The sequence below is a fragment of the Primorskyibacter sp. S187A genome, assembly GCF_049800955.1.
Taxonomy (GTDB): domain Bacteria; phylum Pseudomonadota; class Alphaproteobacteria; order Rhodobacterales; family Rhodobacteraceae; genus JAKVBH01.
In genome coordinates, this window is sequence record NZ_JBNAGA010000001.1 from 2,032,515 (window position 1) to 2,046,494 (window position 13,980).

13 protein-coding genes are annotated in these 13,980 nt (G+C 60.5%); 4 read left to right on the forward strand and 9 right to left on the reverse strand.

Annotation, left to right across the window (positions count from 1 at the left end):
• Positions 1–40 precede the first annotated feature (40 nt).
• Positions 41–1,660 (forward strand): GMC family oxidoreductase, encoded by a 1,620-nt coding sequence (locus ACP15S_RS10125; RefSeq protein WP_425039451.1) that lies wholly within the window; start codon positions 41–43, stop codon positions 1,658–1,660.
• A 107-nt stretch (positions 1,661–1,767) separates the two neighbouring features.
• On the opposite strand, the gene ACP15S_RS10130 is transcribed toward ACP15S_RS10125, so the two are convergent.
• The 5 genes from ACP15S_RS10130 to ACP15S_RS10150 form a co-directional block, all read right to left on the reverse strand.
• Positions 1,768–2,484, reverse strand: a complete 717-nt coding sequence (locus ACP15S_RS10130) for an alpha/beta fold hydrolase (RefSeq protein ID WP_425039452.1) — start codon at positions 2,482–2,484, stop codon at positions 1,768–1,770.
• On the reverse strand, positions 2,481–4,034 hold the full coding sequence (locus tag ACP15S_RS10135; RefSeq protein ID WP_425039453.1) for an ABC transporter permease: 1,554 nt from the start codon (positions 4,032–4,034) through the stop codon (positions 2,481–2,483). Before ACP15S_RS10135 ends, ACP15S_RS10130 begins: the two co-directional genes overlap by 4 nt.
• Entirely contained in the window at positions 4,031–5,086 is a 1,056-nt protein-coding gene (locus ACP15S_RS10140) for a quaternary amine ABC transporter ATP-binding protein (RefSeq protein WP_425039454.1), read from the reverse strand. The genes ACP15S_RS10135 and ACP15S_RS10140 overlap by 4 nt, the downstream gene beginning before the upstream one ends.
• Before the next feature lie 113 nt (positions 5,087–5,199).
• The gene (locus ACP15S_RS10145) at positions 5,200–6,165 is read right to left on the reverse strand and encodes a glycine betaine ABC transporter substrate-binding protein (RefSeq protein WP_425039455.1); all 966 of its coding nucleotides are present in this window, start codon (positions 6,163–6,165) and stop codon (positions 5,200–5,202) included.
• Positions 6,166–6,215: 50 nt separating this feature from the next.
• Positions 6,216–7,247, reverse strand: a complete 1,032-nt coding sequence (locus ACP15S_RS10150; protein ID WP_425039456.1) for a D-cysteine desulfhydrase — start codon at positions 7,245–7,247, stop codon at positions 6,216–6,218.
• Positions 7,248–7,368: 121 nt separating this feature from the next.
• Here ACP15S_RS10150 and ACP15S_RS10155 point away from each other — a divergent pair, with 121 nt between their 5' ends.
• Positions 7,369–8,280: a LysR family transcriptional regulator gene (locus tag ACP15S_RS10155; protein ID WP_425039457.1), complete on the forward strand. Its 912-nt coding sequence runs from the start codon at positions 7,369–7,371 to the stop codon at positions 8,278–8,280.
• A gap of 17 nt (positions 8,281–8,297) precedes the next feature.
• On the opposite strand, the gene ACP15S_RS10160 is transcribed toward ACP15S_RS10155, so the two are convergent.
• The 4 genes from ACP15S_RS10160 to ACP15S_RS10175 form a co-directional block, all read right to left on the reverse strand.
• On the reverse strand, positions 8,298–10,766 hold the full coding sequence (locus ACP15S_RS10160) for a hypothetical protein (RefSeq protein WP_425039458.1): 2,469 nt from the start codon (positions 10,764–10,766) through the stop codon (positions 8,298–8,300).
• 144 nt (positions 10,767–10,910) lie between these two features.
• The gene (locus ACP15S_RS10165) at positions 10,911–11,528 is read right to left on the reverse strand and encodes an L-2-amino-thiazoline-4-carboxylic acid hydrolase (RefSeq protein WP_425039459.1); all 618 of its coding nucleotides are present in this window, start codon (positions 11,526–11,528) and stop codon (positions 10,911–10,913) included.
• A gap of 1 nt (position 11,529) precedes the next feature.
• A complete protein-coding gene (locus ACP15S_RS10170; protein ID WP_425039460.1) occupies positions 11,530–12,090 on the reverse strand; it encodes a TetR/AcrR family transcriptional regulator in 561 nt (186 codons plus the stop codon).
• Entirely contained in the window at positions 12,087–12,458 is a 372-nt protein-coding gene (locus ACP15S_RS10175; protein WP_425039461.1) for a hypothetical protein, read from the reverse strand. The genes ACP15S_RS10170 and ACP15S_RS10175 overlap by 4 nt, the downstream gene beginning before the upstream one ends.
• 135 nt (positions 12,459–12,593) lie before the next feature.
• Between ACP15S_RS10175 and ACP15S_RS10180 the strand changes: the two genes are divergently transcribed.
• On the forward strand, positions 12,594–13,091 hold the full coding sequence (locus ACP15S_RS10180) for a DUF6653 family protein (RefSeq protein ID WP_425039462.1): 498 nt from the start codon (positions 12,594–12,596) through the stop codon (positions 13,089–13,091).
• Positions 13,088–13,846 carry an SDR family oxidoreductase gene (locus tag ACP15S_RS10185; protein WP_425039463.1) on the forward strand — a complete coding sequence of 253 codons (759 nt, stop codon included), beginning with the start codon at positions 13,088–13,090 and terminating at the stop codon, positions 13,844–13,846. The genes ACP15S_RS10180 and ACP15S_RS10185 overlap by 4 nt, the downstream gene beginning before the upstream one ends.
• Positions 13,847–13,980 lie beyond the last annotated feature (134 nt).

The window sequence follows — 13,980 nt, forward strand, 5'->3', positions numbered from 1 at the left end:
CTAGAATATCTTGGCGCTTCTGCATAGGCTTTTTTTGCCAATGGGAGGAAAATTTGTCGTGAATGCAGATATTGTCATCGTAGGCGCAGGCTCTGCAGGATGCGTTCTGGCCAACAGACTGAGCGCCAGTCCCGATTTGAATGTGGTTTTGCTGGAAGCCGGTCCGAGAGATTTGAACCCCTGGATCCACATCCCCGTTGGCTATTTCAAGACGATACACAACCCGTCCGTGGACTGGTGTTATAAGACAGAGCCCGATCCCGGGCTGAACGGGAGATCCATCGAATGGCCCCGTGGCCGTGTTCTGGGCGGCTCGTCCTCCCTCAACGGTCTGCTCTATGTGCGCGGCCAATCGCAGGATTACGACCGCTGGGCGCAGATGGGCAATACCGGCTGGAGCTGGCAAGACGTGCTCCCCCTTTTCAAACGCGCCGAAAACAACGAGCGCGGCGCCGATGAGTTCCATGGCACCGGCGGGCCCTTGCACGTGTCCAACATGCGCATTGAACGCCCCATCACCAATGCCTGGGTCGAAGCGGCTCAAGCGGCTGGCTACAAGTTCAATCCCGATTACAATGGCGCCGAACAGGAGGGGGTTGGCTTTTTCCAACTCACGGCCCGCAACGGTCGGCGCTGCTCTTCTGCCGTCGCCTATCTCGGGCCCGCTCGCGGTCGGCGCAACCTGCGCATCATCACCAATGCGCAGGCCGATCGCATCCTGTTCGAGGGAAAACGCGCGGTCGGCATCGCGTACCGCAACAAATCCGGCGATATGCATGAAATCCGCGCGAACAAGGAGATCGTTCTCTCCGGTGGGTCCATCAATTCGCCGCAGTTGCTGATGGTTTCCGGGCTGGGCGAGGCAGATCAGCTCAAAGACCACGGGATCGAGGTTTTGGCGGATTTGCCGGGCGTCGGCAAAAACCTGCAAGACCACCTTCAGGCGCGGCTCGTCTACAAATGCAACGAACCCACCCTGAATGATGAGGTCAGCTCGCTTCTCGGTCAGGCCAAAATTGGCTGGCGATACCTGACGACGCGCACAGGCCCGATGACCATGGCCGCCAGCCTCGCCACAGGCTTTCTCAAAACGCGGTCTGATCTGGAAACGCCCGACATCCAGTTCCACGTGCAGCCGCTCTCTGCAGAAAACCCCGGCAAAGGCGCGGACCCGTTTTCCGCCTTCACCATGTCGGTGTGCCAGCTGCGCCCCGAATCCAAAGGGGAAATCCGCCTCGCCTCGTCAGATCCGCGCGCGTACCCGAAGATCATACCGAATTACCTCTCCGCAGAGACCGATTGCCAGACCGCCGTGGCCGGTGTGAAAATCGCACGAAAAATCGCACGGCACGCGCCGTTGACGGAGAAGATCTCGGAAGAGTTCCGGCCCCATGCCGATCTGCCCATGGAGGATGATGAAGCGACGCTCGATTGGGTGCGCAACAATACCGCCTCGATCTATCATCCCACCGGCACCTGCAAAATGGGCTCGGATGCCATGAGTGTCGTGGACGCCCGGCTGCGGGTGCATGGCATCCAAGGTCTGCGCGTGGCCGATTGCTCGATCATGCCGGAGATCGTGTCCGGCAATACCAACGCACCGGCGATCATGATTGGCGAGAAAGCCTCGGATTTGATCCTTGAGGATTTGAAAGCCTGAGGTAAGCGGACACCGGAGATAAGACAGGTTCTCTCTGCTCACGTGTCAGTTGAGCCAAGCCCGACAAGATTTTGGTGTAAATACACTTTTTGGGAGTCGGGCGCAGCTCACTCCAAGAAGCGCGACAGCAGCGCATTGAAGAGTACCGGCTCCTCCATATGCACGGCATGGGCGCAGTTTGGCACGACAGCAAGCTGGCATTCGGGAATTGTCGTCCACAGGCGCTCTATCTGGGGCCAGCCATAGGTTCGATCCTGATCGCCCCAAATAACCAGCGTCGGGGCTGCGATCTGATGCAGCGTTTCGGCGCCGGACCACTCGCGCATCGCCGCCAGGCCTGCCAGGATCGCGGGGAGCCCCGCGCGTTGCGCAACATGCGAGCAGGCCGGGTATCCGGCGGCTTTGTCGCCATGCAAGAACCACGTGGCCGAGATCCGCTGCGCCGTGGCCTGCGCGCCATCCATGCGCGCGCGCTCCATGGACACGGCAATCGGCTCGAAACGTTCAGGAAGAACGCCAACAGCCCCCGTGGCATAGAGCACCAGCTTGCGCAGACGCTCAGGGGCCCGGCGCGCCATATCCTGCACGATCATGCCCCCCATCGAATGGCCCAGAAGATCAAAGCGCGTGTGCCCTTCCCGGTCGAGCGCATCCAAAACCCAATCCGCATAGGCGGCAATGGAGGTGAGCGGCGCCATCCCGGCATTGGCGCCAAAGCCCGGAAGATCGACGCACACAAGCTCTCGTTTGGCGGACAACGGCGTTTGATCCGCCCATTGCGCCGCCCCGCCCATGAACCCATGCACAAGGACCAGTGGGATCACTTGCGCCCGCCCTGCACGATACGATCGAGGATCATGGCACAAAACAGGATCGAAAACCCGGCGAGGATCCCCTGCCCCACATTGGCATATTGCAGCGCCTCCAGCACGTCTTCGCCCAACCCTTTCGCCCCGATGAGAGACGCCACAACCACCATGGCCAGCGACAGCATAATCGTCTGATTGATCCCCGCCCGGATGGAGGGGCTGGCCAGCGGCAGATCAACCTTGGTCAGCAAATACCACTTGTTGGCCCCAAAACTGATCGCCGCTTCGCGCACGCTTTCAGGCACCCCGCGCAGCCCCAGAACGGTGAGACGCACAACCGGTGTGCCCCCAAAGATCATGGTCGTGACAACGGCAGCAGGCTTGCCCGTGCCGAAAAAGGCAATGACCGGGATCATGAAGACGAAAGCGGGCATGGTTTGCATGAAATCCATAACCGGCTGGATCGCTGCATAAAACCGCGGACGGCGCGCGGCAAACATGCCCAGCGGGATGCCGATGAGGATGGACAGACAGGCGGCTGTACCCAGCAAAGCAAGCGTCGTCATGGCTTTTTCCCAAAAGCCCAAGAGACCCATGTAGGCGAGGAAAGCGCCTGAGTAGATCGCCATGCGCACGCCAGCGGTCAGCCAAGTGAGCAGGATAATAAGCGACGCAATCACGATCCAGGGTGTGGAGACAAAAACGATCTCCAGGGCGTCCAGCACAAGGCGGATGACATAGGTAATGCCATCAAACAGCGCCTCACCGTTGATCACCGCCCAGTTGAAGAACCCCTCCACGCCATCAATGCTGACCAGCCGGATATCCGGGTCCGTGGGGAATTCCGTGAGCAGACCAAAGCGGCCCGGGAATGAGTAATGCACCATCGCCGCAATGGCGATCAACGCCATGAAAATCGCGCTGAAGACAATCTGCTGCACGGGCAGTCCGGATCGGACGCTGCGATCACTGAGCCAATCCGAGAACCGTGCTTCAAGGGCGGTATTGGCGCTGAAAGCCTGCACAAGCTTCACCAGAGCCAGAAGAACCACACCGGTCAAAGCGATTGTGGGGCCTTCCGCGGCCAGCGCTTCCGCCTCGGCACGGATGCCGCCGATATTGGCCTCCAGGGACTCTACCGTGCGTCGGAAGGCATCAACCCTGTCGGAACCATTCTCAATGGCAGCCGCCAGCTGTTGGCGGCGCAGCTCCAACGTGCCCTCAATAGAGGCAATCCGCGCCATCGCATCAGCTGCCAGATCCCCGAAGAGACCACGCGCGATCTGCACGAGGGCAAGCGTCTCGAGGATGAGAAACGGCAGGGCCCAGTTCCAAAGACCGCGTGCGCCAAACCAGACCGGCCCGAAAAGGCCCGCAAAGAGGTTGAATGTCGGGGTGAAATTTGCGGAAGCCCCGATCTTGTCAAACATGCGGATGTAGTAATCGGGATTGGTGCGCACAAAGGTGCGGATATTGGCGCGGCGCTCCTCAGCATAGGCCTGCGCGGCGTCGGATTCGGTATCTTCCAGCGGGTTCACACCCAGATCTGTCGTGGCATCGCTCATGATACTTCCGTCCCCTCGATCACAGTGCGCAAGAGATCCGCGCGGGTGATGACGCCCAGATCGACACCGTCCTTGGCAACGATGATCGGGTGTTCGTCATCAATGGCAAGGTTGATAAGCGTGCTCAGCGTCTCACTCTCGCCGACCCGTGGCGCATCGGCGGCCAGTGGTCCGTTTTGGGCCACAACCTCATCGACAGGCCGCATCACCGCATGGGCATGAACGACCTTGAGCCGCGAGATCCCGGCCACGAAATCGGCCACGTAATCATCGGCGGGGTGCATCACGATATCCTCAGCCGTTCCCATCTGGACCATCTTGCCATCGCGCATGATCGCAATCCGGTCCCCGATGCGGACGGCCTCATCGAGATCATGGGTGATGAAAATCGTTGTCTTTTTCAGAATTTTGGACAGGCGAATGAACTCGTCCTGCAATTGCCTGCGGATCAGCGGATCAAGCGCAGAGAACGGCTCGTCCATCAAGAGCACATCGGGGTTTGCCGCCAACGCGCGGGCAAGGCCCACCCGCTGCTGCATCCCGCCTGAGAGCTCATGGGCAAATTTGGCCCCCCAGGCGCCAAGCTCCACAATGTCGAGAATGGCCGCCGCCTGCCGCATACGTTCATTCTTGGGCACGTTGCGAATTTCCAGCGGCATCGCCACGTTATCCAGAACAGAGCGATGCGGCATCAGGGCAAAGTTCTGAAAGACCATGCCGATTTTCTGATTGCGGAATTTCTGCAATTCCCGCGGTCCGAGCGCCATGACATCGGTGCCTTCGATCTCGATCTTGCCCGCGGTGGGCTCCAGCAACCGATTGAAGTGACGCACCAAAGTCGACTTGCCGCTGCCAGAGAGCCCCATGATGCAGAAAATCTCGCCACGATTGACCGAAAGGCTCACGTCCGCAACACCGACCACAGCGCCCATCTCCGCAAGCACCTCCGCCTTGTTCAGGCCGCGCTCACGGATCGCCTTCAGGGCCTCTTGGGCAGCGGCGCCAAAAATCTTCCAGACATTGGAAATCTCAATCACGGTATCATCGGTCATTGAGCCCATTCCCTGTTTCCGCGCTGCCAGTGCCGTTTTCAGTGCCGCTTTGGGAGGGCGCGGGTCATGGTCCCGCGCCCTCCGATATTACCCACTCACGGACGTGAAGGTCGTCAGAGACCGAGCCAGCCGTCAACGCGATCGGAATTCGCCGCGACCCAAGCCTTGGCCGCGTCTGCCGGATCCACTCCGTTGGCGCTGATCTCAAAGGCCAGACCGCTCACGTCATCCGCCGTCAGCGCGAAATTCGCAAAGAATTCCGCGATGGCTGGTGAGCGATCCTCCAGCGAGTTGGACCAGGCGATCTGGACATCCTTGAGCGCGTCTTTCGTCGCGACCATGGATTTCTCATACCAATCCGCGTCATCAGAGGGCTGCACCATGGTGTATTTGGCCGGATCGAAGGTCGGCTCTGACAGCATCTGTACGTCAAACATGAACCAGACCGCATGGGGCTTGTAGCAATAGAACGCATATCCCTCGCCCTTGGCGATGCTGTCCTTGATGCGCGCCGTCTTGACGGCTTCCTCGGCGCGGATGGGCTCGATGAAATCCAGCAGGCCGTAATCACGCGTCTTGACTTCGTTCACATTGGCCGAGGCCCAGCCCGGCGCGCCGATCCACATCTCGCCCTTGCCATTGCCATCGCTGTCCATCGCCATGGCCACATCGGGGCGGCCCAGATCGGCGATATCGGTGATGTTCATCTTGGCGCCGAAATCCTGCGTAACGCAGAAGCCCTGGTTGCCCTGATAGGGATTGGACGAGAGCGTTACCGTGCCCGCTTCATCGACGTATTTCTTCGTGAAGCTTTCCTGATTGGGCAGCCAGACATCGGGATGCACGTCAATGTCACCCTTGCCCTGATCCATCGCCTGGAAGATCGTGGCATTGTTGCCCGGCACGTATTCAACCGTGCCGCCGATGCGTGACGAGACAACTTCGCCCAGAACATGGGCGATTGCCTGCGCCCCGGTCCAGGATGGCACGCCGATCTTGACCTCTTCCGATGCGAAAGCCGGCAGCGCGAAGGCGCTGATCGTGGCCGCTATGACCGTTGATTTCAAATGTGTTTTCATGGTCTTCTCCTCTGTTGGTCAGCCGTTTTCCGGCCTTTTATGCGTCATTGTTACGTGAGTTGATCTTCATAGGCGAAGAGCGCTGTGGCCCCTCCGGTATGCAGAAACAGGATATTGTCGCTGGGCTTGAAGAAACCCTGCCGGATCATGCCGATCAAGCCTGCCATGCCCTTCGCGGAATAGACCGGATCAAGCAAAAGCCCTTCTTGCCGCGCCAAGAGGCGGATTGCCTCCAAAGTGGACTCTGCCGGAATGCCGTAGCCTTCGCCCACATAGCCGTCATCAACGAAAATCTTGCTTTCGGGAACGGCCTCTGCCCCGAGCTTCTCTGCCGTGCGCTGGGTCAGACCGTGGACTGCGGCGACCTGGCGGGCTTTGGGTTGGCGCACGCTGACGCCCATCACCGGCAGATCATACCCGATCGCGCTGAACCCCGCGACGAGACCCGCTTGCGTGCCCGTGCTGCCTGTCCCCATGACGAGCCAATCAAAGGATTGGCCTGTGTGCGCGCATTGATCGGCAATCTCCTGAGCGCAATTGGCATATCCCAGCGCGCCGACGGGGTTCGAGCCGCCGCCTGGGATGAAATAGACCTTGTGCCCCTTGGCCCGCAGTTGCTCCACCACAGCCTCAGCCTCTGCATTCATATCGAGCCCGGGACCGCGAAACTCATGGGTCGCGCCAAACAGGTTGTCGAGCAGGACATTGCCTGTCGTCTCGTAAGACGCGTCGCGATCCGGCACGCGGCGCTCCAACAGCACGTGGCATGCCATGCCCATCTTGCAGGCCGCAGCCGCCGTCTGACGCACGTGGTTGGATTGCACAGCCCCCTGCGTCACCAGCATGTCCGCGCCCTGCGCCAGCGCCTCGCCTACGAGGAACTCCAACTTGCGTGTCTTGTTGCCACCGGTGGCCAGCCCCGTGCAATCGTCGCGCTTGATGAACAGGGTGGGACCGCCCAGATGCGCACTCAACCGCGGCATCGCCTCAATCGGAGTCGGCTGGTGGCACAAAGCTGTGCGCGGAAACCGATCAAAATCAATCCGCGCTCCGTTACGCGTCACCATCTCTGCTTCGGCCATGCAAGCCTCCCTTTTGTGTTCTTCTGTGAGCCTGCACCAGAACGCGCGCGGTCACTAATGCTATGTTTGAATGACATTATGCAAAACTTGCATAATCATTCGCCGGGTGAGACCATGCGTCATGGACATCAAGCTCTTTCGTGATCTCGACCGTCTCCGGGAGACCGGCAATTTCTCTCAGGCCGCCACCATGGGGCACATGAGCCAGCCTGCGTTCAGCCGCCGGATCAAATCACTCGAAGCCTGGGTTGGCGTCACGCTCGTGGATCGCTCGCGCCAGCCCGTGACGCTCACCGAGGCGGGCAACCAGATGCTGGAGGCTGGCCTTCAGGCACTGACACGCATCGAACAGGAGCGCAGCCAAATCCTCGAGGCGCAGTCTTTACCAGATACCTATGTCGTCACCTTTGGCACCCAGCATTCCATCGGATGGCGGTTCTACCCGGCTTGGCTGCAAGCGCTGGAGGAGGCATACGGGCCCATCCTGTCGCGTTTGCGGGCGGATGATCTGCCCAATTGTCTGCGCGATCTTGAGCAGGGCCATGTGGATTTCGTGATTGCCTATGAAGCGCCTCAAATCCTGCCCCGCCCAGCGACAGACAGCGTGCGCATCGGGGATGACAGGCTCATCGCCGTGTGCAAACCCGACAAGGACGGCGCGCCGATTTACCGCTTCGAGGCGACGGACATCGAAATGCCCTTCCTGCGCTTTGGCGACAGCGCGCCCATTGGCGCCCATCTGGATATGATGTTTGACGCGCGCGGCCTGCATCCACGGCTCCGCACAGTCTATGAAAATTCCATGGCCGGCGCATTACGCATTCGCGCCCGAGCGGGCGATGGGGTGGCCTGGCTGCCGCGCAGCCTCGTAACCCCTGACCTTGAGACCGGCGCACTCGTCGAGACAGGCGCGCCGGACTGGACCGTGGATCTTGAGATCAGGCTTTTCCGGAACAGCGCGCGCTCCAACCGGATTACCCGCGCCATCTGGTCTTTTCTCAAAGGCCGGCAGGATGCCTATCTGCTGCCCTGATCCCTTGTGCGGAATGGCTATTCCAGTCGAATTTCGCCGATGCCGCCTGCGGGGGTGGAGGGTTGATTTACCCGAATAAAGAGATCCTGAAGATCGCTGCCATCGCCATAATAACGCGTCATTGACTGGCGCACGAAGCCCGCACAGTTGTTCTGGATCGCACGCTGCAGGGCGCGCTCTCGCGGGAAGGCTGTGCCGTTGAACCAGGTGTTCTGCATCGCCATGGCGCAGATCATGGTGGGCCAGGTGTCGCGATCAAGCCGTGTGCCGATATCCCCGACGACACGGCAGCCCTGATCTGAGGTATTGACAAGATTATAGGCCCAGGATTGCCCGGTATAGGGCGTCCACCATTGCGCGCGGCGCGCGTCTTGGGGATTGATAAACCAATCCTCGCGGTAACACCCCTGCCCCTCACTCTCCGAATGGCTGAGGAATGCGCGCAAATCAGGCTCCGCCGCAAATCCATCGCATTGCCAACGCAAGAAGGTGTTGAACCAGAAACTGGGATCACTGGGCCGCACCTCCGGCGCCAGCGCGCCACACATGCGCCCCAGAAGATCCGGCGCATCGATTGCAGCGTTCAGATCGTCTATCCCTGCATCAATGGCGTCTTGCAGCGTATTCACGAGCTTCGTTCGGATATCGTTTTCATATACAATCACGAGAAGCTGCGCGATTTTCTCCGCCGCAGCGGACGACGACAGGGCTTCAGCAATTTCGGTTTTGATCTGAAAGGCTGTGAGCAGAATATTGGCTACGGGAGCCGCCACTGTCGCGCCATTCGTCAGGGCGGTGTAGGTGATGTCCACCCCTTCCAGCGACCCCGGCGCAATGTCGAGCGTCAGATCGCCAAACCGATAGGGTCGCACCCGCAGCGCATAGGCATCCGTGGCGGAGACCGTATACCCCTGACACAGCTCAACCCGATCGAAAGCAACACGGCCCAGATCGATCTCTTCGACCCAAAGGCCCAGTTGCGAGGTTGTATCAGGCCGCACCGGGACCGTGTCCAGCGTGACCCCCGGCAGGAACAGGCAGGCCTCCAGCTCAAGCCGCGCGCCCCGCACCGGCTTCAGGCGAAACCAGAAGTTTTGTTGCCCCAACCGCTCGCGCACATTCACACGCCAATTCGCGGCCGCGCGCGTCAGGTCATTGATCCGACCCACATACCCCGTCTGCCGGTTGGCCCGACCCATCTGGACAATCAGGCTCTCTCCCGCGCCAAACGGCACCGATTGCAACCACTTCCAATCCGGGTCCGGCGCGCCGGACATCTGGCCTGTGTCCATATTGAGGAAATAGAGCGGGTGGGTTTTGCCAAAGGGCAGCTCGCCGCAGGCGTAATCCTCATGATCAGCCAGCAATTTACGATCCGCCGCGCCAATGTAGTTGCGGCAGCTTGATGCGCGCCAGGTTTGCAACCGCTCCTGACACAGGCCCACGCAATTGGACTGTCCCGCTTGCGCGCCACCTGCCGCAGCGAGGCTCTGCGGCCCGTCCGGCTCAACAACAAGCGGCTCAGGTGCGCCCGGGACATCATTGGGGTCCCATTCCCCATCCTCGCCGCTTTGCGCAAAGCCGTCGCCCGCCGCAGGCGTTTCGCCCGGTGTGCCACCGCCGCCGCCACCCCCGCCAGAAGGCGGCAAACAGGTGAGCGGGTCACTGATCTGCGCAAGGCATCCATCCACCAGCTCACCATTTGTTTTCCATCCACTCGCATCCTGACCCGTCAGCGCATACCAATCCCGGCAAATCCGGCATTGCGCACGGCGCGGCTCGAAGGTCTTTTCGCAAAAGGACAGACTGCGCGAGGGAGCGCGTGGCTGACCGCCCGCCTCACATTCCGCTGAGGTGCGAAACCGGCAGGCGTCGAAGGCATCGCTGTCCTCGTCCAAATCCGCGCAAGACAGCAGCCGATACGCCGGGATGGCCACCAGACTGTCGCAGGTGCGCCGCATCGTGCGGTCCGGCGACATGATCCAATCGCCGGGCAGGTCAGATCCGCGGAACATGTTGGTATTGGAGGCGTCTCCGCAATTCGGAGGCGCGATGACCTGATCCTGCAACGCGTCGGCGATGCCGGTGTAGAGCCGTTCAAATCCGATCTCGTATTGCAACCGGTCCTCCGTCGGGATCAGATCTCTGACGAAAAGAGCATTGAGCGGCACAAAGCCTTCGATGCGCTGCTCCGTTGCATAGATCTCGGCCCAGGTCGTACCGCATGGCGCGGGCGTGCCCGAGCATCCCGCGAGGCTCGCTGGCAATCCCTGCCCAAGCAGGTTGAACACATAAACCAGCTCTTCGCGATTGAGCCGGCCAATGACCCGCGCGTTCAGGGACGCGCCGTTAAAAATGTCCACCGTTTCGCAGCAGGCATACCGCACAACGCGTGGCCGATCCTCCGGTTCTGCGAATTCGTGATTGGTGGCCCACAGCGCTGTGCCGCAACACGTGGCCCAAAGAACCAAGAGTCCGCGCGTCATGGCGCGTTGCATAAAATACCACATTGAAATCTCCGCTCTAAAATAGGCGAAGTGTGACTCGGCACAGGCGCACCCATCAACTTAAAGTTGATTTTGCCAGGATATTGGCCATTCTTTGCCGCCTTTCGTGTCCAGACGTGCTCGCTACTGGATGCGTCGGAAGGTGAAATCGCACTGCGGTGCGCCTTCGGCCAGACAGCCGCGCATCTCCACGCGGATGGGCTTGCGCGACGCATTGATCTCCTCATGCCAAGCGGTATCCCAGGCACAGACAATCGGCGTCAGATCAGAGCGCGCGGCATTCCAGAAATACTCCTGAAAGGGGCATTGCGTCACGCAGAGCGATACCTCGTGCGGGCGGCGCCGCTCTTCCAGCGCCATGCCCTCCCCCCAAAGCGCTCTGGCCAATGCTGCGGGACCACGGGTCTCGACACCTGCAAAGGGATCACGCTCCAGCGCCAGCCACAAGCGCACAGCGCCCCGCGCGAGCCACGTGCCGGTTGCCGCAAAGGCCTCCCGCGCACGGGCTACGGCAAGCTCCGGCGCGAGTGCGACATCTTCTTCAAGGTAGATCACAGCGGCATGCAGGCTGCGCGCGAGGATCAGGTTAGCCCCCTGCGCAGCATCAACACCCGGCATATGGGCCTGCGGCAACCGGTGCTCGACCCGCCTCAGGTCCGCCCGGGTGACACGGGCACCGATACTGCGCGACAACCGCCACAGGAATTCCCGTTGCCATAGCCAGACCATCACACGACGCATGTCAGTCTCCTTTGCCCAGAGCTGTCGCAATGGTTGTGTCGTAAAGCTCGGCCAGAGCCATCTGACGCGCGCGCGGCATGTCGGGCTCCAGCAGGATCAGCCCACTGAAGGCCGCATATTCCAGAAACGCCAAGGCCTCGGCACGGGCCGGCTCAAGGCCAAACCGGCGGGCATAGAGGTCGCTCAGAATGCCCAAGCGCAGCTGATCGGCCTGCGTCACGATTTTGGCCACCGGGGGCAAACGGCGCGCCAATTCGCGGATCCCCAGTTCGAGACGATAGTCTATGCCCATCGCAGCTTCCGTGAGCGCTTCGCTTTGCGCATCAGCCGAGCTGTCCGCCTCCATTTCGCGCGCCACCGCATGTGTCTGCTCTTCGAGCCACATCCGCGCTACAGCGTGCAGGTAACTGTCATGATCCTCAAAGTGATGATAGAACGACCCCCGCGTCAGGCCCGCAGAGGCACAGATCGCTTCCAGCTTCACGGCCTCGGGGCCCTTCTCGGACAATTGCGTCAAACCATGGCGCAGCCAGTCGTCCTTTTTGAAGCGACGCTTCTTCATGCCAGATGCCCCCAAAGACCCAGAGCCGCCACAGGCAGAAAAAGCCAACCTTGCGGCAACCGGGCATGGCTTTCCCTGAGCGCCGCCACCAACCCCACGCCAACGCAGAAAAACCCAAGAGCCAGCAAAGTGCCCGCTGTGGCCATGGCGATGGGCCCTGACAAAGCCGCCCACCCAAAGAAAATTGCCATGCACCCGATGGCCACGGAGGTGAAGTGCCAGCACAGGTATTGCGTATGTCGCACAACAGGATCGAGGGAAGTCGCGCGGACCAAGGGGCGCGCGATGTCACGACCGCCCCAGATAAGGTGGATCAGCAGCCACGTGGCTGCGAGGCCACCGGCAAGCGCAAAGGGAAGTGAAGTCATGCAGTCATCCTTTCTATACACCCACGAGCATACATTTCGGTATGGTTGGCCGCAAGAAAAACATACAAAAAGGTACCTAAACCTGATAAGACACTAAAAAATATTGAAGAACCACATCCCTTGAAGGGTTTCCAAATGCGCAAGATCAGCCTGACAGAACGCTTGATGGCGATGAATGAGGACACGTGGGACAAACACGCCAATCCCTGGAGCGGGTGGAGCAGGCTTTCGATTCCCCCCTTGTTGGCAGCTGCCATCTGGAGCCGGGACTGGCTGGGGCTTTGGGCACTTGGCCCCTTGGCCCTGGTCCTTGTCTGGACATGGTGGAACCCGCGCGCCTTCGCGAAGCCCGAGCACTTGGACAATTGGATGTCAAAAGGTGTTCTGGGCGAGCGGATCTGGCTCAACCGCGCGGCCGCGCCCCTGCCCGAACATCACAGGCGCGCGCCTCACGTACTCGCTTGGGTCAGCGCTTCGGGTCTCGGCCCCCTCACCTATGGGCTTTGGGTGCTCGATCTGTGGGCAACGCTTTTGGGGCTTGTTCTGCTCATGGGCGGCAAACTCTGGTTTATTGACCGAATGGTATGGCTCCATACCGACACGCAGACTGGCCAAACGAGGGCTTCCGCATGACAGACCGTCGCATTGCCCTTGTAACCGGCGCGAGCAAAGGCATTGGCGCGGCGACGGCTGTGCTCTTCGCCCGGTCTGGATATGACGTCTGTGTCAATTATCGCGCCGACGCTGAGGGCGCCAAACGCACCGTGTCCCAATGCGAGGCGCAGGGCGCACGCGCATTGGCCGTTCAGGCAGATGTGTCGGCTCCCTCAGAGGTGGCATCGATGTTTGATACCTGTGACGCAGAGCTTGGCCGCATCACCTGCCTGATCAACAATGCCGGAATCATTGGCGGAGCGAGCGCGCTGGATGATCTGACGCCTGACGCGCTGCGAGACACTTTCGCGACCAATGTGTTTGGCACGATCTATTGCCTGCAAGAGGCAATACGGCGTATGCGTTGCGACACAGGCGGCGCGGGCGGCACCATCATCAATATGTCATCTGTCGCGGCCACCATGGGCTCACCCGGGGAATATGTGCATTACGCGGCTTCCAAAGGGGCGGTTGAAACGCTGACGATCGGCGCTGGCAAGGAGCTGGGGCCCTTGGGCATACGGGTGGCGGCCCTGCGTGTCGGCACCACGGCCACGGACCTGCATGCACGCGAAGGTAATCCTGACCGCCCCGCCGCAGTGGCCCAAGCCACACCTTTGGGCCGCATCGCTACGCCGGACGACATTGCAGAAGCCGCACTTTGGCTGGCGTCGCGCCAGGCGCAGTTCATTTCCGGGACTGTTTTGACCGTGGCTGGCGCGCTTTCGCCCTGAATCACGAGCCAAATTCGGCATCTTCATCGCCTGAGACATCAAAGATAAGACAAACTGACCTTCAAAAAGCTGAATCCGTAATGTGCCATATTCCAATTTGGGAAATGCTCCCTACCTATGCGGGAGTTTGCGAG